At 63.3% G+C, this 21,329-nt stretch carries 16 protein-coding genes; 3 read left to right on the forward strand and 13 right to left on the reverse strand.

Features of this window, described 5'->3' with window-relative positions; translation table 11 throughout:
* The 8 genes from AT959_RS19400 to AT959_RS19435 all read right to left on the reverse strand — a co-directional run bounded on the left by AT959_RS19400 (position 1) and on the right by AT959_RS19435 (position 15,535).
* A complete protein-coding gene (locus AT959_RS19400; protein ID WP_066887096.1) occupies positions 1-2,241 on the reverse strand; it encodes an ATPase, T2SS/T4P/T4SS family in 2,241 nt (746 codons plus the stop codon).
* On the reverse strand, positions 2,238-3,440 hold the full coding sequence (locus tag AT959_RS19405; RefSeq protein WP_066887099.1) for a sensor histidine kinase: 1,203 nt from the start codon (positions 3,438-3,440) through the stop codon (positions 2,238-2,240). The genes AT959_RS19400 and AT959_RS19405 overlap by 4 nt, the downstream gene beginning before the upstream one ends.
* On the reverse strand, positions 3,437-4,084 hold the full coding sequence (locus tag AT959_RS19410; protein ID WP_066887102.1) for a GTP-binding protein: 648 nt from the start codon (positions 4,082-4,084) through the stop codon (positions 3,437-3,439). Before AT959_RS19410 ends, AT959_RS19405 begins: the two co-directional genes overlap by 4 nt.
* A 6-nt stretch (positions 4,085-4,090) precedes the next feature.
* Positions 4,091-4,657, reverse strand: a complete 567-nt coding sequence (locus tag AT959_RS19415; protein WP_066887105.1) for a response regulator — start codon at positions 4,655-4,657, stop codon at positions 4,091-4,093.
* The gene (gene nosR, locus AT959_RS19420) at positions 4,654-5,970 is read right to left on the reverse strand and encodes a response regulator c-di-GMP phosphodiesterase, NosR family (protein WP_066887108.1); all 1,317 of its coding nucleotides are present in this window, start codon (positions 5,968-5,970) and stop codon (positions 4,654-4,656) included. Before nosR ends, AT959_RS19415 begins: the two co-directional genes overlap by 4 nt.
* Positions 5,967-9,506 carry a PAS domain S-box protein gene (locus tag AT959_RS19425; RefSeq protein ID WP_066887111.1) on the reverse strand — a complete coding sequence of 1,180 codons (3,540 nt, stop codon included), beginning with the start codon at positions 9,504-9,506 and terminating at the stop codon, positions 5,967-5,969. Before AT959_RS19425 ends, nosR begins: the two co-directional genes overlap by 4 nt.
* The gene (locus AT959_RS19430) at positions 9,496-12,456 is read right to left on the reverse strand and encodes an EAL domain-containing protein (protein WP_066887115.1); all 2,961 of its coding nucleotides are present in this window, start codon (positions 12,454-12,456) and stop codon (positions 9,496-9,498) included. The genes AT959_RS19425 and AT959_RS19430 overlap by 11 nt, the downstream gene beginning before the upstream one ends.
* 91 nt (positions 12,457-12,547) lie before the next feature.
* Positions 12,548-15,535 (reverse strand): response regulator, encoded by a 2,988-nt coding sequence (locus tag AT959_RS19435; protein WP_066887118.1) that lies wholly within the window; start codon positions 15,533-15,535, stop codon positions 12,548-12,550.
* Between the two features lie 217 nt (positions 15,536-15,752).
* Here AT959_RS19435 and pqqB point away from each other — a divergent pair, with 217 nt between their 5' ends.
* From pqqB to pqqA, 3 genes are all read left to right on the forward strand, one after another.
* Positions 15,753-16,679 (forward strand): pyrroloquinoline quinone biosynthesis protein PqqB, encoded by a 927-nt coding sequence (gene pqqB, locus AT959_RS19440; protein ID WP_066887121.1) that lies wholly within the window; start codon positions 15,753-15,755, stop codon positions 16,677-16,679.
* A complete protein-coding gene (gene pqqC, locus AT959_RS19445) occupies positions 16,676-17,425 on the forward strand; it encodes a pyrroloquinoline-quinone synthase PqqC (RefSeq protein WP_066887124.1) in 750 nt (249 codons plus the stop codon). Before pqqB ends, pqqC begins: the two co-directional genes overlap by 4 nt.
* 120 nt (positions 17,426-17,545) lie before the next feature.
* Positions 17,546-17,620 carry a pyrroloquinoline quinone precursor peptide PqqA gene (pqqA, locus tag AT959_RS22120; RefSeq protein ID WP_084019755.1) on the forward strand — a complete coding sequence of 25 codons (75 nt, stop codon included), beginning with the start codon at positions 17,546-17,548 and terminating at the stop codon, positions 17,618-17,620.
* Positions 17,621-17,930: 310 nt separating this feature from the next.
* Here pqqA and AT959_RS19450 read toward each other — a convergent pair whose 3' ends face one another.
* From AT959_RS19450 to AT959_RS19470, 5 genes are all read right to left on the reverse strand, one after another.
* Complete coding sequence (locus AT959_RS19450) at positions 17,931-18,473, reverse strand: HEPN domain-containing protein (RefSeq protein WP_066887127.1); 543 nt, start codon at positions 18,471-18,473, stop codon at positions 17,931-17,933.
* 270 nt (positions 18,474-18,743) lie between these two features.
* The gene (locus tag AT959_RS19455; protein WP_066887130.1) at positions 18,744-19,124 is read right to left on the reverse strand and encodes a DUF2784 domain-containing protein; all 381 of its coding nucleotides are present in this window, start codon (positions 19,122-19,124) and stop codon (positions 18,744-18,746) included.
* 71 nt (positions 19,125-19,195) lie between these two features.
* Positions 19,196-19,561, reverse strand: coding sequence for a hypothetical protein (locus AT959_RS19460; protein WP_066887133.1), 366 nt, complete (start codon positions 19,559-19,561; stop codon positions 19,196-19,198).
* Positions 19,562-19,594: 33 nt separating this feature from the next.
* On the reverse strand, positions 19,595-19,957 hold the full coding sequence (locus AT959_RS19465) for a hypothetical protein (RefSeq protein ID WP_066887136.1): 363 nt from the start codon (positions 19,955-19,957) through the stop codon (positions 19,595-19,597).
* A gap of 21 nt (positions 19,958-19,978) precedes the next feature.
* The gene (locus AT959_RS19470) at positions 19,979-21,325 is read right to left on the reverse strand and encodes an RNA helicase RhlE1 (protein ID WP_066887139.1); all 1,347 of its coding nucleotides are present in this window, start codon (positions 21,323-21,325) and stop codon (positions 19,979-19,981) included.
* Between the last annotated feature and the right edge of the window lie 4 nt (positions 21,326-21,329).

Genomic DNA, 21,329 nt, shown 5'->3' on the forward strand with positions numbered 1-21,329 from the left:
TTATTCCTCTCCGGCCATCGGGCCAAGTACGCGCAAGATTTCTTCCAGCGTGGTACTGCCCGCCTGGATTCGTTCGACGGCATGGTGGGCGATGCTGCGCAAGCCCTTTTGCCGGACCTGGCGGCTGATTTCCAGCACGCTGGCGCCGCTGCCGATGCGGTCGCGGGTCTCGTTGTCCAGGGTCAGTACTTCATAGATGCCGACCCGCCCCTTGAGGCCGGTGCCGTGGCAGGTCGGGCAGCCCCGGCCGCGCCAGACGGTGTCGATGCCGCCGAACATCGGCCCGAGGCGGGCGCGGACCGCCGGGTCGGGCGCCGCTTCGGCCCGACAGTCGGGGCACACGCCGCGCACCAAGCGCTGGGCGATGATGCCTTCGAGGGCGGTGGCGACGACATAGGGCTTCAGGCCGAGATCGAAGAGGCGGGCGATGGTCGCCACCGCCGAGTTGGTGTGCAGCGTCGAATAGACCAGGTGGCCGGTCAGCGCCGCGTGAAAGGCGACCTCGGCGGTTTCGAAATCGCGGATTTCGCCGAGCAGCACGACATCCGGGTCCTGGCGGAGCAGGGCGCGCAGGATGGCGGGAAAGGTCAGCCCGATCTTTTCGCGGACCAGTACCTGGCCGGCCATGTCGAGGTAGTACTCGACCGGGTCTTCGATGGTGACGTAATTTTTGTCCGGCGTCGCATCGTGCTGCAGCAGCGAATAGAGTGTCGTCGTCTTGCCGCTGCCGGTCGGGCCGGTGGCGAGGATGATGCCTTGTGGCTTGGCCACCATGTCGGCGACGCGCGGCAGGTCGATGCTGGAGAAGCCGAGCTTCTCCAGCGAGTGCACCGTCGAGTTGCGGTCGAGGATGCGCATCACCACTTTTTCGCCGTTGATCGTCGGCAGCGTCGAAATCCGCAGGTCGACCATGCGCATCGGCGTCTTGACGGTAATCCGGCCATCCTGCGGTCGCCGCCGTTCGGAAATGTCGAGTTCCGACATGATCTTCAGGCGGGAGACCAGCGACTGGTGCAGGTGGTGCGGAATGTGGATCTTGTCGGCCAGGACGCCGTCGATCCGGTAGCGGACGACGACGCTCTTGGTGCGCGGCTGGATGTGGATGTCGGAGGCGCCGAGCCGGATCGCTTCGAGAATGATCGCATTGGCCAGCCGGATGGCGGGCGGCGCCTCGGTGTCGCGCAGCAGGTCTTCGAGCTTGGCGGCATCGTCGTCCTCGATGACGATCTCGATGCCTTCGTAGGGGTCGGGGGAACTGACCAGGGTTTCCAGTTCCTTGAAATCGACCTCGCCGCCGCCATAGAGGTCGTCGATCTTCTTGCGGATGGCGGCGACATCGGCCGTCACCGCATTGATGTCGAGGCCGGCGGTGAACCTCACCTCGTCGATCAACCCTTCGTCGAGCGGGTCGGCCATCGCCAGCAGCAGGCGGCGCCCTTCCAGCTTGAGCGGCACGACCAGTTGGCGCTGGCAGAAACTGCGCGGAATCAGGTCGGCCAGCGCCGCATCGACCTGGAATTCGGGCAGTTGCACCTCGTCGATCATCATCTCGCTCTTCAGCAACTCGCGGATGCGGCGTTCCGGCACCCAATCGTGCTCGAGCAGCAGGCTGATTAGCGACTCCTTGCGGCGCTCCTGTTGCAGGGCCAGTTCCTGCAGTTGCGCGGCCGAGAGCAGGTTCTTCTTGTGCAGCATGATGCCGAGCCGGCTGCGATGGGTGGCGGCCAGGCGGGAAAGGGCCGAAATCTCCTTGGCCTTCTGCTCGTTCTCCGCTTTCAGGCTGCGGTTGCGGCTGATCAGGTCGAACTGCTCCAGCGCCAGGGCGACCGTGATGCGCAGGTCGTCGTCGTTCCACGGCTTGAGAATGAACTTGTAGACGGCGCCGTCGTTGATCGCGCCCATCACCGCATCGGTATTGGCGTGGCCGGTCAGCATGATGCGGATGGTTTCCGGCGAGCGTTTCTTGACCTCGTAGAGGAACTGGGCGCCGTTCATGCCGGGCATCATGAAATCGCTGATCACCAGGTGCACCGGGCCTTCAGCCAGCCGATCGAGGCCTTCCTTGCCGCTGCCGGCGGTGACGACCTCGTAGTTTTCCTGGCGGAAAACGCGGCTCAGCGCCTTGACGATGCCCGGCTCGTCATCGACGAAGAGCAGTCGATAGCGCGGCGGCGTCAGGTGGGTGGCTGGGGCCTGCGGTGTACCGCTCTTGCCGGTAAAAAGTGAGGAATAGTCGGTCATGGCGGGGCCGGGAAAAAGATGCTGACGGTTGTCCCGCCGTCGGGCTGGCTGTCGAGCGTGATCCGGCCGCTGTGGGCGAGCACGATGTTGCGCGCCGTACTGAGGCCGAGGCCGACGCCGGCACCGACCGGGCGCGTCGTGTAAAACGGCTCGAAGGCGCGTTCCAGTTGGGCCGGCTGCATACCGATCCCATCGTCGTGGATGCGGATGGCGATGCCCGCCTCGCTCGCTTCCGACGAGATTTTGATGTTGCCCGGCCGGCTGGCATCCTGGATGGCCAGCATGGCATTGCGGATGAGATTGAAAAAGAGCTGGTTGATGTGGCCTGGCAGGCAGATCAGACGGGGCAGCGGCAGCAGGTCGAGCTGGATGTCGATGCCGGCCGGTAGCTGTTTTTCGACGATGCCGGCGGCCTGCTGCAGGCAGTCGTTGAGGTCGGTGAATTCCTCGCTGGCCCGGTCGACATTCGAGAAGGACTTGAGGTCGGCGACGATGCGGGCAATGCGCTCCAGCCCCTTGGTGCATTCCTGCAGCAGGTCGACGCCGTCCTCCAGCACGAAGTCGAGATCGAGCTTTTTCCAGGCGGCCAGGTCGGTGCCCAGTGCGATCTTCAGTTCGCCGAGTTTCTCCAGGTATTTCTTGAAAGTGGACAGGTTGCTGCGCACGAAGCCGAGCGGGTTGTTGATCTCATGCGCCATGCCGGCCGCCAACTGGCCGACCGAAGCCAGTTTTTCCGCCTGGTAGAGCATTTGCTGGCGTTCTTCGAGGACAGCGACCTGCTTTCGGACGCGTTCTTCCAGTTCTTCCGACAGCGCCTTGTAGCGGGCTTCCGATTCACTGAGCCGGGCGTGCTCGCGGCGCAGCGACTCGAAGTCTTCGGCGACGGCTTCGAGGTGCAGGGTGGACGCCATGCGGAAGCGGACTTCGGCCCGGAGTTGCATTTGCAGCAGATTGCGCGCCGCCGTCAGGCGTCCGCTATCGCTTGCCTGGCCGAGCAGGTAGCCGATCGGCTCCAGTTCGAGAATCAAGGGCAGCCGCTGTGCGCCGGGCGGGGCGATGCCCCACAGGGTATGGCCGGCGGCATCGGTAATTGCCAGATCGCTAGCGAGCAGGGGGCGCAGGTTGGCGCCGAACTGTTCGAGCAGCGGGCCGTCGAGCAGTTCGCCCAGTTGCCATTCGCGGTCGAAGGCCTGGCTCATGCCGCTTGCCCCATGGCACCGGCGACGAAGGCCGCTTCGTCGAGGCCGTGCTGGCTGGCCAGCCCGTATTCCTCGGCAAAGCGCCGGTAGACCGAGCGGAGCAGCGTGGCCAGCGTGCTGTCTACGCCCTGGCCGCTGAGTGCAATGGAAAAGACCAAGGGCCACGGTGCCGACGCCCAGCGCCCGCGGACTTCGCTTTCCGGCGTTGCGGTAGGCAGGTCACACTTGTTGAACTGAACGACCAGCGGCAACTGGTTGAAGTCGATGCCGACCCGGGCGCAGTTGTCGGCCAGGCTCTGGAAGGATTCGCCGTTGTTGGTTTCCTGGGCGCGGTCGGCATCGGCGACGAAGACGACGCCGTCGGCCCGTGACAGCACGGCCTTGCGGGTGCCGTCGTGGGCGACTTGGCCGGGGACGGTGAACAGCCGGAATTTGATCAAAAGCCCGGAGGGGGCGCGAAAGCCGAGCGGCAGCAGGTCGAAGAACAGTGTGCGGTCGTCCTTGGTCTCCATGGTCATGACCTCGCCCTTCATTTCCGGCGCCAACTGGTCGTGCAGGCGCAGCAGATTGGTCGTCTTGCCGCTCTGCGCCGGCCCGTAATAAACCAGCTTGAAGGTCAGGTGCCGCGGATCGCTTTCGGGCATCGCCGTTCAGCTTTTGTCGAGAAACTCGGGGTCGAGGACGACCGAGCCGTCCGGTCCCCAATTGACTTCGGTGATGCCCGGCTCGATCTTTTCCAGGCGTTCGGCTTCCAGTTTTTCGGCGGTCGTGTCGCCCATTTCGAGGCGGACCAGATTGGCCAGCTGGCGGTTTTCGAGCAGCAGTTCGCGATGGGCGAGGGCCTGGCCGATGGCCGACATCAGCTCGTAGTCATTCCACGGCTTGCCGATGAAACGGTCGATGCCGACTTCGTTGACCGCCCGCATCAGCGCATTGAGGTCGGCGTAGCCGGACAGGATCAGGCGCGCCGCGTCGGGCTGGATGGCCTTGGCGGCCTTGAGGAACTCGACGCCGTCCATGCCCGGCATGCGGTAGTCGCTCATGAAGAGATCGAAATCTTCCCGGTGGGTTGCGGCCAGCGCCTCCTGCGGCGAACTGAAAGCCTGCACCTCGAGCGCGAAAGTCTTGTTGCCGTAGGTGCAAGAGGCCAGGCGCAGGACGCGTTGCAGGGATTTGAGGATGGATTCCTCGTCATCGACGATCAGGATGCGACTCATTTTTCCTCCTGGCGAATATAGAGCGTCAGCGTTTGTTGTTCGGCTTGTTCCATGCGGATCAACTGCCCGATGATCTCGCTGGTCAGCGCACTGCCTTTGGCGAGCAGCATGTAGCCGTCGCGGTGGGTCAGGTCCCGGCTCAGCGTCATGCCCGGCTTCAGGTGCATGGTGCGCAGCGGCAATTCGCTGGTCGCCGGCTTTTGTGTTTCGGAAATCAGCTTGACGAAGGCGTCGACCGCAACCGGGTCGTAGCGCTTGCCGCGATTCTCGATCAGGAAGCTCAGTGCTTCGCTCGCTTTCAGCGGGCGCTGGACCAGTGTGCCGATCTGCAGCGAGTCGTATTCGTTGACCACGCTGAGAATGCGGGCGCCTTGCGGAATCGCGATGCCGGCCAGGCGGTCGGGGTAGCCGCTGCCGTCGTAGCATTCGTGGTGATGGCGGACGAGCAGTGCGGCGTCCTTGAATTTCTCGATGCCCATCAGGATGTTCTGGCCGATCACCGGGTGCTTCATGACCATGGCGCGCTGCTCGCCGCTCAGCGTGTTGTAAGCCTTGCCGAGCAGTTCGTCGGGCAGGCCGAGCTTGCCGATATCGTGGAGCAGGCCGGCCAGCATGATGTTCTGGACCTCGGCGTCGGGCAGCCCGATGCGCTTGGCGACGCTGCGCGCCTGCTCGGCGACGCGCCGGCCATGGCCGGCGGTCAGGCTGCCGACTGGGCCGCTGCGCAGTTCGATGACCCCGGCAAAGACCTGGACGCTGGTCAGGAAGGCCTTTTTCAGTTCGCCATGCGATTGCTCGACAAAGCTCAGGGCCTGGCGCAATTCGGCGGTGCGTTCGGCCACCTTCTGTTCCAGGCTGGCGTTGAGTGCTTTCAGTTCCTCATTCTGGGCCTGGGTAAGGGCGGTCAGGCGCCGGTTTTCGCTTTCCAGGCGCTGCCGTGCGGTGGCCTCGCGGACGATGCTGACGATCTCATTGTCGTCCCACGGCTTGGCGACATAGCGATAGATCTCGCCTTCGTTGATCGCGGCCACCGTCGAGGTGATGTCGGCGTAGCCGGTGAGCAGTACGCGCATGACCTGCGGCCAGCGGCTGCGGACCTGCTTGAGAAAGGTGGCGCCGTCCATTTCCGGCATCCGCATGTCGGAGATGACCAGGTCGATCGTCTCCTTTTCGAGAATCTGCAGACCGGCGGCGCCGCTTTCGGCAATGAAGATGCGATAGCCGTGCGGCCGGAAAAGGCGCCGCAAGGCCGACAGGATGCCCGGTTCGTCATCGACGAAGAGCAGGGTGGGGGAGGCGACGGCCTCGCTCATGATGAAATCTCCGAATCTTGTTTCTCAGGCGTCGGCTGCGGGCGCAAGGGGAGCAGCAGGCGGAAGGTGCTGCCGGCACCCGGCTGGCTCTCCACCTCGATGTGGCCTTGATGGCGCTCGACGATGCTGTACGACAGGGAAAGCCCGAGTCCCGTGCCCTTGCCGACCGGCTTGGTGGTGAAGAAGGGCTCGAAAATGCGGTTGAGGTGTTCCGGCGCAATGCCCTTGCCGGTGTCGATGAACTCGAGGCAGACCATGTCGTCGCCGTGCCGGCGGGTGCGGATGGTGATGCTGCCCTCTTTTTCGATGGCGTGGCCGGCATTGACCAGCAGGTTCATGAAGACCTGGTTCAACTGCGAGATCAGGCAATAGACGTGCGGAATGTCGCCGTATTCCTTGATCACCTTGCACTTGTACTTGAGTTCGTTCCAGACGATGTTCAGCGTCGAGTCGATACCCTGCTGGAGGTCGGCTTCCTGCCATTCCTGTTCGCCGACGCGCGAGAAGCTCTTCAGGTCCTGGACGATCTTGCGGACGCGGCCGAGGCCGTCCTTCGATTCGGCCAGCAGGCTGAAAATGTCCTGCTTGATGAAGCTGTAGTCGCGCTCTTCCATCAGGCGATGGACGCCGGCCAGTTGCTGAGCATCGACGCCGCCCGTATCGGCCAGCTTTTCGTAGGCGGCGATGATCGCCATCAGGTCGTGCAGGTAGCCGTCGAGGGTCCCGAGGTTGGAATGCACGAAGCCGATCGGATTGTTCAGTTCATGCGCCACGCCGGCGGCGAGCTGGCCGATCGAAGCCATTTTTTCCGACTGCAGCAATTGCTGGCCGGCATCTTCCAGCCGCTTGTTCAGCTTTTTCTGCTGCGCCAGTGTTTCGGCCAGTATCAGTTGCTGCGTCTTGCGCTCGGTGATGTCGGTCAGTACGCCATCGTAGAACTCGACCTGGCCGCTGACGTCACGCTGGACAATCGTGCGGTCGACCACCCAAATCACCTTGTTTTCGGCGGTCAGCAGCCGGTATTCCTGCTCGTAGCCGGCCAGGCCGGCCGCCGTATTCCTGCTCACCTCGTCGACGACGCGGGCCAGGTCGTCGGGGTGCACCAGTTCGGCAAACTGCGGCTGCCCGGCCTTCAACTGGTCGGCGGTGTACCCCCAGCGCCGGACGTTGTCCGAGACGAAGACCACCGGCCAGCCCTCGCTGGCCGCCCAGCGGAAGCAGATCACCGGGCTCGCATTGACCACTTGGGTGGCCAGGCGCAGGGCGTTTTCGGAGCGTTGCCGGCGGACGATGCGCCAGGTTTCGTTAGCGATCAGTTGTACCGTCTCGATATCGAATTCCGAATAGTCGCCGCCCTTGTTGCCGACGCCGGTCACCATGCGGACGATGCTGCCATCCATCACCGGCACGCTGAGAAAACGGGTGAGGTCCGAGTGCCCGGCCGGCAGGCCGTGTTTGTTGGCAGCCGAGGTGTAATCATTGATGACGACCGCCTCTTTCCGGCGTGCCGCATCCGCCCACAGGCCGGCTTCGCTAAGTGGGTAATGGTTGTTGAAGGTGGCGTGGCAATACTTTTCCAGCGTGCTCTTCGACCAGGCAACCAGTTCGATGCTATCGCCATCGTCATTGACGAAATGCATGAAAGCGATCGAGCTTTGCGTCAGTGTCTCGGCACATTCCAGCGCGTACTGCATGAAGGCCTGCTCCGCCATTTCCTCGGCTTTTTTCGGCAACTCCAGCAATACCGCCGAGCGCTTGATCTGCAGGGCCAGGTTGAGTTCCGCCAGATGACGCGTCGTCACGTCGAGCGTGATGCCGCCGAGCCAGGGCGACTCCTTGTCGCGCGGGATGATGAATTTGGTGCTCTCGTAGTGGCGGCCATTGAAGGCAAGCTCGGTCGTTTCGGTGGTGCCGGTGGCCAGGATGCGCCGGTCTTCGGCGACCATCGTCCGGCCGGCTTCGTCGGGGAAAATCTCTTGCGGACTGCGCCCGAGAATGTCTTCGCTACGCAGGCCGAGTGCATTGACAAAACGCTTGTTGGCAAATAGCGTATGCGATTCGGCATCCTTGACGTAAACCGCGCCTGGCAGATGGTCGATAAACCCCTGCAGGGTCTGGACCAGTTGGTCGCGCGCCTGGTCGGCCAGTACCCGGTCGGTGATGTCTTCGATGACTACGGCAAAGCAGTCGAGTGCGCCATCCGGCTTGCGGATGCCGCAGGCCGCGATATAGGCGTGCAGGATGCTGCCATCGCGGCGAATGAAGCGTTTCTCCAGCGTATAGGCGTCCGCCTTGCCCTTGATCACCGATTCGTATTGCGCCTCATTGAATTTCAGGTCGTCCGGGTGGGTCATCTCGGCCCAGGTTTTTTCCACCAGTTCACTGGCTGAATAGCCGAGGAGCCGGCAGAGGGCGGGATTGACCTCGATCCAGCGGCGGTCGAGCGAAGTCCGGGCGATACCGACCATGGCATGGTCGAAGATGGTGCGGAAGCGTTTTTCCGCCTCGCGTTCGCGGGCCTGACTGCGTTGCAGGTAATAAATGGCGGCACCGAGCAGCAGCAACAGGAGGCCGGTGAATAGCCATTTTTCGTTGGTGGCCGGGCGGGTCAGGGCCGCCAGTTGGTCATTGCCCAGGTGCGAGACGACCAGCCAGCGGTAATCGTCGCTCGCTACCCCGGCACCGCTGCCGGCCGGATAGGGCAGCACGCTCTGGTAAGTCCACAGCCCGTGCTGGTCGGTAAATTGTCCGTTCGCCGCCTGCAGGCGCTGCCAACTGTCGGGGTAGCGAGCGGCCAGGCTGCGACTGGCATCGTTGAACATGAATCCCCACTCGTCGGCGGCATTGGGGGCATGCAGCCAGTAGCCGGCGCTGTTGAGCAGCGCGAGGTGCTTGCCGCTGGCCTCGCCAGAACTGACGAAGTGTTTGAGCAGCGCATCGCCGAGGTAGTTGAGGACGACGATGCCCTGCTTGTTGCCTTGCCGGTCGGCGACGGCGGTGGCGACGCGCAGCATCGGCTTGAAGGGTTTTTCGATCTGGCCGTTGTCGACATTCAGATCGAGCGGCGAAAGATAGATCCGGCCGGCCTCGGCCTGCATCGCCTCGCGGAAGTAATAGCGATCGGCCTTGTTTTGCAGTTTGTCGGCGGGCACCAGCCGGCCCTGGCCATCCCGCAGATCGACCCGGATCACTTCCTGGCCGGCCTGGTTGATCCAGCGGATCTGGTCGTAAACCTTTTTGGCGCCCGAAAGATTGATGAAACTGCTTTCCAGCCGGCGAATTTCAGCGGAGGCCGGATTGTTGGCCAGTTGCTGCGGCGTCAGGTCACCGGCGATATACGCGATGTCGCCGAGCACCCCGTCCATCTGGCGCAACAGCGTCGTCGCGGCCAGTCCGACATCGAGCGTTTCCTGGTGCTTGATCTTGTCGAGCCGGTGGTTTTCCTCGCTGTTGCTGTAGAACATGCCGGCCAGCAGGATGGCCAGTGCGCCGGGAACGAACAGCCTGAGAAATGCGAAAAGCGGGCTACTGGTCATTGGCTGGCGGGGGCGGGCTGTGCGGGTGCGTGTCCTTGGCCAGTCGGAAGGCTTCGCGGATCTGTTCGCGCAGTTGGTCGTCATCCCATGGCTTGGTCAGGAATTTGTAGATCGCGCCGCGATTGATCGCGCCGGTGACCGAATCGAGATCGGTGTAGCCGGTGAGCACGATGCGGATGGTGTCCGGATAGAGTTGGCGGACCCGGGCAAAAAACTCGGTGCCCGACATGTCCGGCATGCGCTGGTCGGAAAGCACCACCTGAACGCTATGTTTGGCCAGGTGTTCGAAGGCTTCGGCCGGCGACTGTGCGGTCAGGATCTGGAACCCTTCGCGGCGCAGCAGGCGCGAAATCGAGGTCAGGATATGCGGTTCGTCATCGACGACGAGCAGTGTCTGGCCGCTGTCGCGCGGCTTGTCGACCAGCGGCAGCCGTTTGTTGCTGGCCAGCAGTTGTTCGAATTCGGCGGGCGGCAAGGGGCGGCTAAACAGGAAGCCCTGCATCGCATCGCACCGTCGGCCGCGCAGGAAGTCGGCCTGAGCTTCGGTTTCCACCCCTTCGGCGAGGACCGACAGGTTGAGGCTGCGCGCCATGACGATGGCGGCGGTGGCAATCGCCGCGTTGACCGGGTTTTCGATAATGTCGCGGACAAAGCCCTGGTCGATCTTGATCTTGTCGAAAGGAAAGCGCGAGATGTAGGCCAGCGACGAATAGCCGGTCCCGAAATCGTCGAGCGAGAGTTTGGTGCCGAGCGCCTTCAGGGCCTGGCACTGGACGATGGCTTCCTCGATGTCGTCGATGAAGGCGCTCTCGGTGATTTCCAGTTCCAGGGCGCTCGCCGGCAGCCGGCTTTCGGCCAGCGCCTGGCGGACGACGCCGACCAGGTTGGCCTGGCGAAACTGGCGGGTGGACAGGTTGACGGCCACCCGCAGGTTGGCCAGGCCGAGGTCCAGCCATTGCCGGGTCTGCTGGCAGGCGGTGCGCAAGACCCATTCGCCGATCGGCAGGATGAGCCCGGTTTCTTCGGCAATCGGGATGAATTCGAGCGGCGAGATGGCGCCGAACTGCGGGTTGTTCCAGCGCAGCAGGGCTTCCATGCCGATCATGTTGCCGCTTTCGAGGCTGATCTGCGGCTGGTAGTGCACCGCCAGTTCCTGGCGCGTCAGCGCCTCGCGCAGCGCGGCTTCCAGCCCGAGACGGCGGGCCGCATCGGCATCCATTTCCGGCGAGTAGAAGCGGAAGGTGTTGCGGCCGCTTTTCTTGGCGCGGAGCAGCGCCGTATCGGCGCTTTTTAGCAAGGTATCGGCATCGACGCCGTTACGCGGTGCGACGCTGATGCCGATGCTGGCGGTGATGACGACCGACTGCCTGTTGATCTCGAAGGGAACTGCAATTGCATCGAGCATGCGCTGGGCGAGGGCGATGGCGTCCCGTTCATGGCCGAGGCTGCCCATGACGAAGCCGAACTCGTTGCCCGAGCGCCGGCCGACGGTATCGCCATCCCGCACCTGCAGGCCGAGGCGACGGGCGACTTCGACCAGGACCTCGTCGCCGACCGGTGGCCCGAGCGTGTCGTTGATCAGTCGGAAGCGGTCGAGATCGAGCAGGATGACGGCGGTCTCCCGCTTGAAGCGGTGGGCGCTGATCAGCGACTGGCCGAGGCGGTCGGCGAACAGGTTGCGGTTGGGCAGGTTGGTCAGCGGGTCGTAGCTGGACAGGTACTGGATGCGCTCGGCGGCGCTCTGCCGTTCGGAAAGGTCGCTGAAGATGCCGACGTAGTGCATCGGCTGGCCGTGTGCATCCTGGACGGCCGAAATGCTCAGCCATTCGGTGATCAGTTCGCCATCCTTGCGTCGGTTGGTGATTTCGCCCTGCCAGTTGCCGTGCTGGTTGATGCAGTCCCACATTTCCCGGTAAAAGGCCGGGCCATGCGCGCCGGATTGAAGAAGGCGCGGGTTCTGGTTGATCACGTCGTCGAGGCAGTAGCCGGTGACCTTGGTAAAGGCGGCGTTGATCAGCAGGATGGCGCCCTGGGGGTCGGTAATGCAGATGCCGTCGTTGATCCCGGCAAAAACCGCCGCGGTCAGCCGCTGTTCGGCCTCGACCGCCTTGCGCCGGCTGATGTCGGCCATCGTGCCGAGGACGAGCTGCGGCTTGCCCTCGGCGTCGCGGCGGATGACCCGGCCGCGTACTTCCAGCGTCACCCAGTGGCCGGCCTGGTGCTGCAGGCGCATTTCCGCGAGGTAAATCTCGTCATCCCCGGTCAGCGCCTCGGCCATGCCCTTTGCCACCGTATCGCGGTCTTCCGGATGGATCAGCGACTGAAATTCGCCGATGTTCGGCGGACCGCTTTCCCGGCCCAGCATGCGGGCCAGGGAGTCGCTCCAGCGCATGTTGCCGGTTTGATGGTCGTGTTCCCAGGTGCCGAAGCCCGTGGTGGACAGCGCCACCTGCAGGTGGGCGTTGAGCTGGTTGTTTTCCGCAACCCGGCGGCTGACCTCCTGTTCCAGCCAGAGTTTTTGCCCGGCCAGCAGGTCGCGCGAGCGTTTCAGTTCAAGGTGGCCCTCGACCCGGGCCCGCAACACCGCCGGTTTGATTGGCTTGGTGATGTAGTCGACGGCGCCTTCGTGCAGGCCGGCTTCTTCTTCCGCGGGGTCGGTCAGGGCGGTGACGAAGATGACCGGGATGTCACGGGTTTCCGGCTGGGCCCGCAATTCGGCGAGGACGGCATGACCATCCATGCCGGGCATCATGACATCGAGCAGAATGAGGTCGGGGCGGGGTTCGAGCCGGGCATAGCGCAAGGCGGTCGGGCCGTTGGTGGCGGCCCGGACATCGACGCCGAGGGCGCGAATCATTTCGGAAATGGCGCTCAGGTTGTCCGGGATATCGTCGACTGCCAGAACGATCGGTTTGCTGCCGCCCCCTGCTTCCCATTCCGGATGTCTCATCCCTGCGCTCCGATCATGCCTGTTCTGTTTTCAGCAGTGTCTCTCGACTCGGCGGGCGCGACAAGCGATGGCTTGTGGTGGACCGCTATTTTCAGGCAATTTTTTCCTGCAGCGCCTGCAGCAGTTCGAAGGCGGCGTCGTAATTGAAGCTGCTGATTTCCTGGCGCAGGATTTCATAATCTTCCGGCCAGCCGGCTCTCAGGCTGGCGGCGAGGCGGGCGAAAAGATGGCTGGCCTCGACATCGCCGCTGGCGAGCAGGCTGGCCAGCCGCTCGAGATCCTGGCTGAGCTGTCCCCGATCGATGCTGTCCGCTTCCTTGATCAGGCCCGCCGTTGCCTGGCGGGTTTCGGTCAGGTACTTGCCGAGCATCTGGTAGAGCGTGTCGGGATCAACCGGCTTGGCCAGGAAATCGCTCATGCCGGCGGCGAAGCATTGCTCCTTGTCTTCGCTGAAGGCATTGGCCGTCAGCGCCACGATCGGGATTTCGCCGCCGCCGGGCAGGGCGCGAATCCGGCGGGTGGCGTCGAGTCCGTTCATGACCGGCATCTGGACATCCATCAGGATCAGGTCGAAATATGCCTTTTCGAACAGGTCGACCGCAGCCATGCCGTTTTCGGCGGTTTCGACCTGCAGGCCGGCGCTGCTCAGCAGTTCGCCGGCAATTTCGCAATTGATCGGATCGTCCTCGGCGAGCAGGATGCGGCCTTGCATCTGGGTCGGCTGCCAGTTGGCGACGACCGGCGCTTCATCGGCCAGCAGGGGGCTGCTGACCCGGCCGAGGCGGGTCGTGATCCAGAAGGTGCTGCCCTGGCCGGGCGTGCTGTCGACGCCGACTTCGCCATCCATCAATTGCGCCAGGTGGCGGGCGATGGCCAGGCCCAGCCCGGTGCCGCCAAAGCGGCGCGTCGTCGAGCCGTCGAGCTGTTCGAAGGCATTGAACAGGCGCCCGGTGTCTTCCGGCGCGATGCCGATGCCGGTGTCGCTGACCGCGAAGCGGCAGATCCAGGACTGCGCATCGCCGACGACGACTTTGCCCGACAGCGTGATCGAGCCCTGATTAGTAAATTTGAGGGCGTTGCTGGCAAAGTTGAGCAGGATCTGGCGCAGGCGGTTGGCATCGCCGCAGACCAGTCGCGGCAGGGCGTCGCTGTCGATGATGACGCGCAGGCCCTTGCCGACGGCCTGGTCGCGGATCAGTTCGGCGACCGTGCCGAGCAGGTCGCGCGGCGAAAATGTATTGTTCTCCAGCAGCAGCTTGCCGGCTTCGATTTTCGACAGGTCGAGAATGTCGTTGATGATATGCAGCAGGTGATTGGCCGCCGCCGAAACCTTGCTCAGCTTATCCCTTTGCGCCGGCTGCAGCGGGCTTTGCAGCAGCAGGTAATTGAGGCCGATGATGGCATTCATCGGGGTGCGGATTTCATGGCTCATGTTGGCCAGGAATTCCGATTTCGAGCGATTGCCGGCTTCCGCCCTTTCCTTGGCGACGGCCAGTTCATAGGTGCGCTGGCTGACTTTCTGCTCCAGGCGGTTGCGCTGATTGGCCAGTTCGGCCTCGATCCGGCGGGCCTCGGTGATGTCCTCCTTGACCGACACGTAGTGCGTGGTTTCACCCTGCGCATCGCGGACCGGCGAAATCGTCGCCCGCTCCAGGTAGCGCGAGCCGTCCTTGCGCTGGTTCATGAACTCGCCGCGCCAGGTCTGGCCGGCGAGCAGTGTCGGCCAGAGCTCGGCGTAGGTTTCCGGCGGGGTTTGCCCGGAGTGCAGGATGCGCGGATTGGCCCCGATCGCTTCGGCGGCGCTGTAGCCGCTGGCCCGGGTGAATGCCTCGTTGACGAAAACGATCCTGGCGTCGACGTCGGTAATGATGATCGCCGTCGGGCTCTGTTCGACCGCGGTCGACAGCAGGCGGAGGCGCTGTTCGGCGGCCTGCAGGGTGGCCAGCTTTTCGGTCAGCTCATGGTTCAGCGCCTCGATCGCCTGCTGGTCGGTCAGCGATTGCGCTTCGCGTTGTTGCAGGGCGCTGGTCATTTCGTTGAAGCGCTGATTGAGGACGGCGAACTCCTTCGGCATCTTGGCGTTCGGCAGCCGAGTCGACAGGTCGCCGCGCGCCACCAGCCGCGCCGCGTTTTCCGTCTGCTTGACCCAGGTTTCGATCAGCCGATAAAGATAGTAGCGGCCGAACAGCACCGAGAGTAGCGTCAGTCCGGCAAGCACGGCGAGGCGCTGCCAGAAGGCCTGCTCGATCCGCTGCAAAGTCTGGCTGAGCGGGGCGGCGACGCTGGCGACCAGTTGCTCGTTGGCGATACCGAGCGGGGCCAGCATGAACAGCCGCTCGATGCTGTCGAAGCCGGTCATGACGACACTGTTTTTCCCCTGACGCCGTGCTTCCAGCAAGCGGGCCAGGCTTTCCGCATTCAACTGTTTGTCCCGGTACAACTCGGGGTCCGGGTAACGGGAGATCAGTGTGCCATCGACGTGGAAGAGCTGCGATGACCAGCCTTCTGGCAGGGCCTGGCCAGTCGTGAAGCGGTCGAACCAGGCCAGCGTCACGCCGAGGAAGAGCAGGGCGCGCGGCTTGCCGTCGGCGTCGAGCATCGGGTAACTGAAGGTGACGTTGTGTTGCTTGCTGACGCGGCCCAGCAGGTATTGGCCGCGGCTGATGCCAGTGCCCTGTATGCCCTCCTGGAACCACGTCCGGTCGGCCACGCTGTGTCCTTTTTCGAACGGTTTGGCGCTGCAGAAGAGATCGCCATTGGGCAGTGCGGCGCCGATGTTCGACAAGCCTTCGCTGGCCTGGAGCATGCGCCTGGCCAGTGCGCTGCAGTCATCCGGCGACAGCGTCCGCATGTTGTCGGCGTTGGCCATCGTCTGCAAGGTCTGGCGGACCTGGCGCAACGCGGCTTCTTCCTCGATGCGCACCTTGTTGAGCAGCAACTGGCCTTCGCGTTCCAGGCTGGCGTTGGCTTGCCGGCGCTCGCTGCGGTAGTCGTTGATGGTCAGGCCGACCAGCGGCAGGAGCACCATGGCCAGCACCAGCCATAAACGACTGCTCAGGGAAAACTGGGGGAGGGGCATCAAGCGGGCTCCGGGGGCGGGGCGTTCGAGTGGCTTCCAGTATTCGCCCGGAGGGCGCCTGCTGTAAACAGCTTATTCGCGGCCGGCACGGCAGAGTCCGGCGGTCGACCGGTGAAAAATGGCAAAAAACCGGCGGCTCGCCAACTCCAGAAAAGCATGAGGCCCAATTCATTTTTCCCTGCAGGCCGGCCGGCGCAGTGCGCGGCACACTGGGGCCATGAAAATACTTGTCCTAGGCTCCGCCGCCGGTGGCGGCTTCCCGCAGTGGAACTGCAACTGCCGCAATTGCGCCGGGGTGCGCGACGGCAGCCTGCGGGCCACGCCGCGTACACAATCGTCAATCGCAGTCAGCGCCAATGGCGTCGACTGGGTACTGTTCAACGCTTCGCCGGACATCCTGACCCAGTTCCGCGCCAGCCCGGTGCTGCAGCCGGGGCGTGGCCTGCGCGATACCGGCATCGTCGGCGTTGTGCTGATGGATGCGCAGATCGATCACACCACCGGCCTCTTCATGCTGCGCGAGGGCAAGCCGCTCGACGTCTGGTGCACGGCCCAGGTGCATGAGGACCTGACCAGCGGCAACCCGGTATTCAACGTCCTGTCCCATTTTTGCACCGTGCGCTGGCAGCCGGTGTCGGTCGTCCCCCCGTCGTCCTTCTCCATTCCCGGGGCGGCGGGGCTGCGCCTGACGCCGGTGCCGCTGAACAGCAAGGCGCCGCCGTATTCACCGCACCGCGACGACCCGCATCCGGGCGACAACATCGGCATGCTGATCGAGGACGAGCGGAGCGGCCAGCGCGTCTTCTACGCGCCTGGCTTCGGCGCCATGGAGCCGCATCTCGAACCTTTCCTGGCCGACTCCGACTGCGTGCTGCTCGACGGTACTTTCTGGACCGACGACGAGATGATCCGCCTCGGTATTTCGAGCAAGACGGCGCGCTCGATCGGTCACCTGCCGCAGTCCGGGCCGGACGGCATGATGGCGTTGCTGGCCCGCTACCCGAAGCCGCGCAAGCTGCTGATCCACATCAACAACACCAATCCCATTCTCGACGAGGACTCGCCGGAGCGCGCCGAACTGATGCGGGCCGGTATCGAACTGGCCGAGGACGGGATGCTTATCGAGTACGGAGAGACCAAATGAAAATGGACGATTTGCAGCCGTGGACCGCAGCAGTCTTCGAGGACAAGCTGCGCGCGATGGGCGACCGCTACCATATCCACCATCCTTACCAGGTGATGATGGGCGAGGGGAAATCGACGCGCCAGCAGATCCAGGCCTGGGTCGCCAACCGCTATTACTATCAGATCAACATCCCGATCAAGGATGCGGCGATCATGGCCAACTGCCCGGAGCGCGAAGTGCGCCGCCACTGGGTGCAACGCATCCTCGACCACGACGGCTTCGAGGGCGAGGCGGGCGGCATCGAGGCGTGGATCCGCCTCGGCGAAGCGGTCGGCCTCAGTCGGGAGGAAATCATCTCGCAGCAGCATGTGCTGCCCGGCGTCCGCTTCGCTGTCGATGCCTACGTCAATTTCGCCCGCCAGCGGCCGTGGCAGGAAGCTGCCGCGGCCTCGCTGACCGAGCTGTTCGCGCCGACCATCCACAAGTCGCGTCTCGACCACTGGCCGACGCACTATCCGTGGATCGAGGCCGAGGGCTACAACTACTTCCGCCGCCGCTTGAATGAAGCGCCGCGCGACGTCGTGCATGGCCTGCGCATCACGCTCGGCCATTTCAACACCCGCGAGTTGCAGGAGCGGGCACTGAGCATCCTGCAGTTCAAGCTCGACATCCTGTGGAGCATGCTCGACGCCATGCTGCTCGCCCATTGCCCGGTCCAGGTCGACGGCTGGGGGCCGTACCGCAAGATGGGTGAGGCGGCCTGAGCGATCTCATGAAATTCATGAGCCGCTTTTGGCAAATGCCCGGGCGCCGTGCCGCGAGCGCTTCTCAATAATGGATTCAGAAACGGCGCCTGTCGTTTCACATCTACAAGGAGACACACCATGAACTGGCAAACCCCCGCTTATTGCGAAATCCGCCTCGGCTTCGAAGTCACCGCCTACGTCTACGTTCGCTAGGGAGACGCTGAAATATTCGTCATCCCCGCGAAGGCGGGGATCCAGTTCGTTGATTTTTCTGGATTCCCGCCTACGCGGGAATGACATATTTGAATAAATCAGCACTTCCCTGGCGTTAAGGAGAAGCGGCTTGGCAGGTGCTCAGGGACAGGGAGAAATCCCCTCCGTCGGACGCCACATGCCTGCCCAGGATCAGAGTGCTACGGTCGACCAGTCCAAAAGCATGAAAATGAAAAATGGCGCGGCTCAAACCTGCGCCATCTTTTTTGCCGGAAATCAGGCTCGAAAATAGATTTACTATAGCTTCGTGTTAGAGATTGTTATCAACATAAACGTCGGTGGCCTTTACAAGGTCTTTAATGAAGCGAATTACCTTTTCCAGTTCGTCTCGCTTGATTAAATGCGCGACAGGCGAACCGTTATTTAGGGGTTTTGATCGGTGTACGGCATCTCCGCGCTTACCTATCCAACTGTTTAAAGTAGCTCGTGCTTTTTCGGGTTCATAGTTGGCCCATGACCATCCTTCGGTGACATCCAGACCAAGGTATTCTTGAAAAATACGTTTTGTTTTATCAGAGCTTGGGTTGTGGAATTGCTTCAGATCGGTGTGCAACTTCTTTAAAACGAAATCACCGACGTAACTACCAGCGACGACACCCAGCTTTTTATTCATTTCTTCAAGAAGCCTATCCTCGACATAGGTTTCCCATGCTGTTAGCGCCATTACAAGGCCGGCACGTTTCAGTACCTCAGCATTCGCGGGCGGTGGATTTGTGTTGATTGCGTCAAAGTGCGCGAGCAGTTCTTCTGCGTCCTTTATGCCGAATTCAAAACTTTGGTATGCGCGTGACATTGAAATCTCTAACGTTTGAATGATTGGTTGGGCAGCATTTCTAAGCCCCCGAAAACAACCGGAGTAACAAACTAATTACGACGATAATTGCCCGAGCGCGACCAGAAACCTCCAAAACAAACTGGCTTTATGCGGCTATGACTTACCCGCTTACGTTGCTGGATCACGTTCGCGAACGGACTCGTTGCAAGCGCAAGAGCATAAGGAGCGAGGGTTCTCATGTCCAGTGGATAAGGCCTTGCATCCTGTTCAATGGCGAGGTTGGGCGAGTTAGCTATCGCCTTGGCGCGCTGAACGGTGACGGCAGAAGAGCCAAGCGTAGATTGCCGCGTTGATGACGAAGACTACGGCGGCCAGTGCGAACTGGATTTCCCGGGTCAGTCCGGTCGGATAGATGATGGCCAGTAGATAGTGCTCGATGAAGCTTTCGCTGTAGCCCGCTTCGCCGGCCTTGAGGCGCAGGTAGTTCTCGGCGGTGGTCAGCGGGCAGAGGCGGCCGGTGAGCTCGACAAAAACGCCCCAGGCTGCGGCAGGAAGGTGGATGAGGGGCAGCCAGGGCCAGCGCGCCGCCCCGGCTGCGCCCAAGATGACGAAGACGATGAAGGCCAGGTGAAGGAGCAGGACGGTTTCAGCGGCCAGGCGGTAGAGCATGGGGGGCTACCTCACTGGATCCCCGCCTGCGCGCCCCGCAGGAAGTACCCTTGGGGGGCGGGGATGACACTCTATTCAGCGTTTCCCTGGGTCGGCGCTGAGTCGGCATTCCGCTTCGGCATCTGCTCGAGTATGCAGCGGATGCCGGGCGAATCGGCCGGGGCGGCGTAGGAGCCTTGCAGCGCGGTGACGTAGCTCTGCTCGGAAATCTTGCCGTGGTAGTAGCGCGACGTGACATCGAGGAAATAAGGGTCCGTCGTCGTTGCATTGGGCATCAGCCGGTTGATGCTGACAGCGCCGAGCCGGAGGCCCCAGCATTGGACCCGGACCTGCTCAAGCGCCACATCGAAGTTGCGCTCGGGGCGCCAGGCATCGGTGGCGCAGCCCGCGAGAGCCAGGGCCGTCAGGAGCAGCTTGGAGAATTCGGCAACTTTCATGTTGGACTCCAAAACAACAGCGGGTTTTCGCGCCTAGAACAGCCGGTAATGCCGGAAGGCGCCGGGGGCGTGCGAGAGCAGCGTCGACAGGGTCAGGATAAACCAGAAAATGGGCAGGGCCCAGGCCGGTTGCAGCGCCATCAGGCCGACCAGCAGCAGTTTGAGCAGCACGCCGAAGCCGGCGGTTTCGCGCAGTTGGGCCGGGTTGGCCCAGCTGTCGATGGCGAACATGGCGAAGCCCGAGATGAACAGCACGCTGGCGCCGAGGCCGAGACTGCCGGCCCCGAGCAGGGCGCCACCGAGCAGGACCAGGCCGAGCAGATGGACGGTGCGCAGGGTGACGTTCAGCCAGCGTTTGCCGGGAAAGTCGCGGACGTTGTCGCGGGGGCGGCGCATCGGTGTCCGATCAGGCTGCGCTTAGCGCGGCCGTGCCTTGGCCGCCGGCTTTTTCGCCGGGCCGGCCGTTTTGCCCGGGGCGCTGCGCCCGCCGCCACGGCGGCCGGACTTGGCCGGCGCATCGTCGAAACCGACCCAGTTGCCGGGCACACCCTTGGCTGAACGACCGCCCGGGACCTTGGGCTTTTTCGGCTTTTTGACCAGTTGACCGGCGGCATTGGTCATCGGCACCCGGTGATCGGGTTCGAAACCCGGTTCTTCCTCGCGTTCCAGCGTCTGCTTGGTCAGCGTCTCGATGGCGGCGAGCAGCGGTGCTTCGTCGGCACAGACCAGCGAAATCGCCTCGCCGCTGGCTCCGGCCCGGCCGGTGCGCCCGATGCGGTGGATATAGTCTTCGGCGACGATCGGCAGGTCGAAATTGACCACCTGCGGCAGATCGTCGATATCCAGGCCGCGCGCCGCGACATCGGTGGCGACCAGGATTTGCACTTCACCCGCCTTGAAACTGTCGAGGGCGCGCTGGCGGCTGGCCTGCGGCTTGTCGCCGTGGATCGCGTCGGCCTTGATCTTCTTGGCGAGGAGGTTGGCGACCAGTTCGTCGGCGCCCTTTTTGGTCTTGACGAAGACCAGCACCTGCCCCCACTTGCGATCTTTCAGCATGAACAGGAAGAGTTCGCCCTTGCGCTTCTTGTCCACCGGCACCACCCACTGCTTGACTGCCTTGACCGTGCTGTTGCGCGGGCTGACTTCGATGCTCAGCGGGTCGCGCAGGCGGCCCTTGGCCATGCTGCGGATTTCGTCGGAGAAGGTGGCGGAGAAGAGCAGTGTCTGCTTCTGCTTGGGCAGCGCGGCGAAGACGGTCGACAGTTCCTGCGCGAAGCCGAGGTCGAGCATGCGGTCGGCCTCGTCGAGAATGAGGATCTCGACCTGCTTGAACTTGATGGCGTTCTGGCGGAAGAGGTCGAGCAGGCGGCCCGGCGTCGCGACCAGCACATCGACGCCGCGGCGCAGGCGCATCATCTGCGGGTTGATGCTGACCCCGCCGTAGGCGGCGTAAGTGCTGACCGCGAGGTGCTCGCCGTACTGGCGGAAGCTGGACTGCACCTGTTCGGCCAGTTCGCGGGTCGGCACCAGGACCAGGGCGCGGATCGAGTTGCTCGCCGCCTTTTCGCCTTCGCTCAGGCGCTGCAGCACGGGCAGCGCGAAGCCGGCAGTCTTGCCAGTGCCGGTCTGCGCCGCCGCCATCAGGTCGCGCCCGGCCAGCACGGCGGGAATGGCCTGGATTTGCACCGGCGTCGGCGTCTTGTAGCCGAGGGTGTCGAGGGCTTGCAGCAGCGGGGCGGCGAGGCCGAGGGAGGCGAAAGTCATGGTC

This window comes from Dechloromonas denitrificans (genome assembly GCF_001551835.1).
Classification (GTDB): Bacteria; Pseudomonadota; Gammaproteobacteria; order Burkholderiales; family Rhodocyclaceae; genus Azonexus; species Azonexus denitrificans.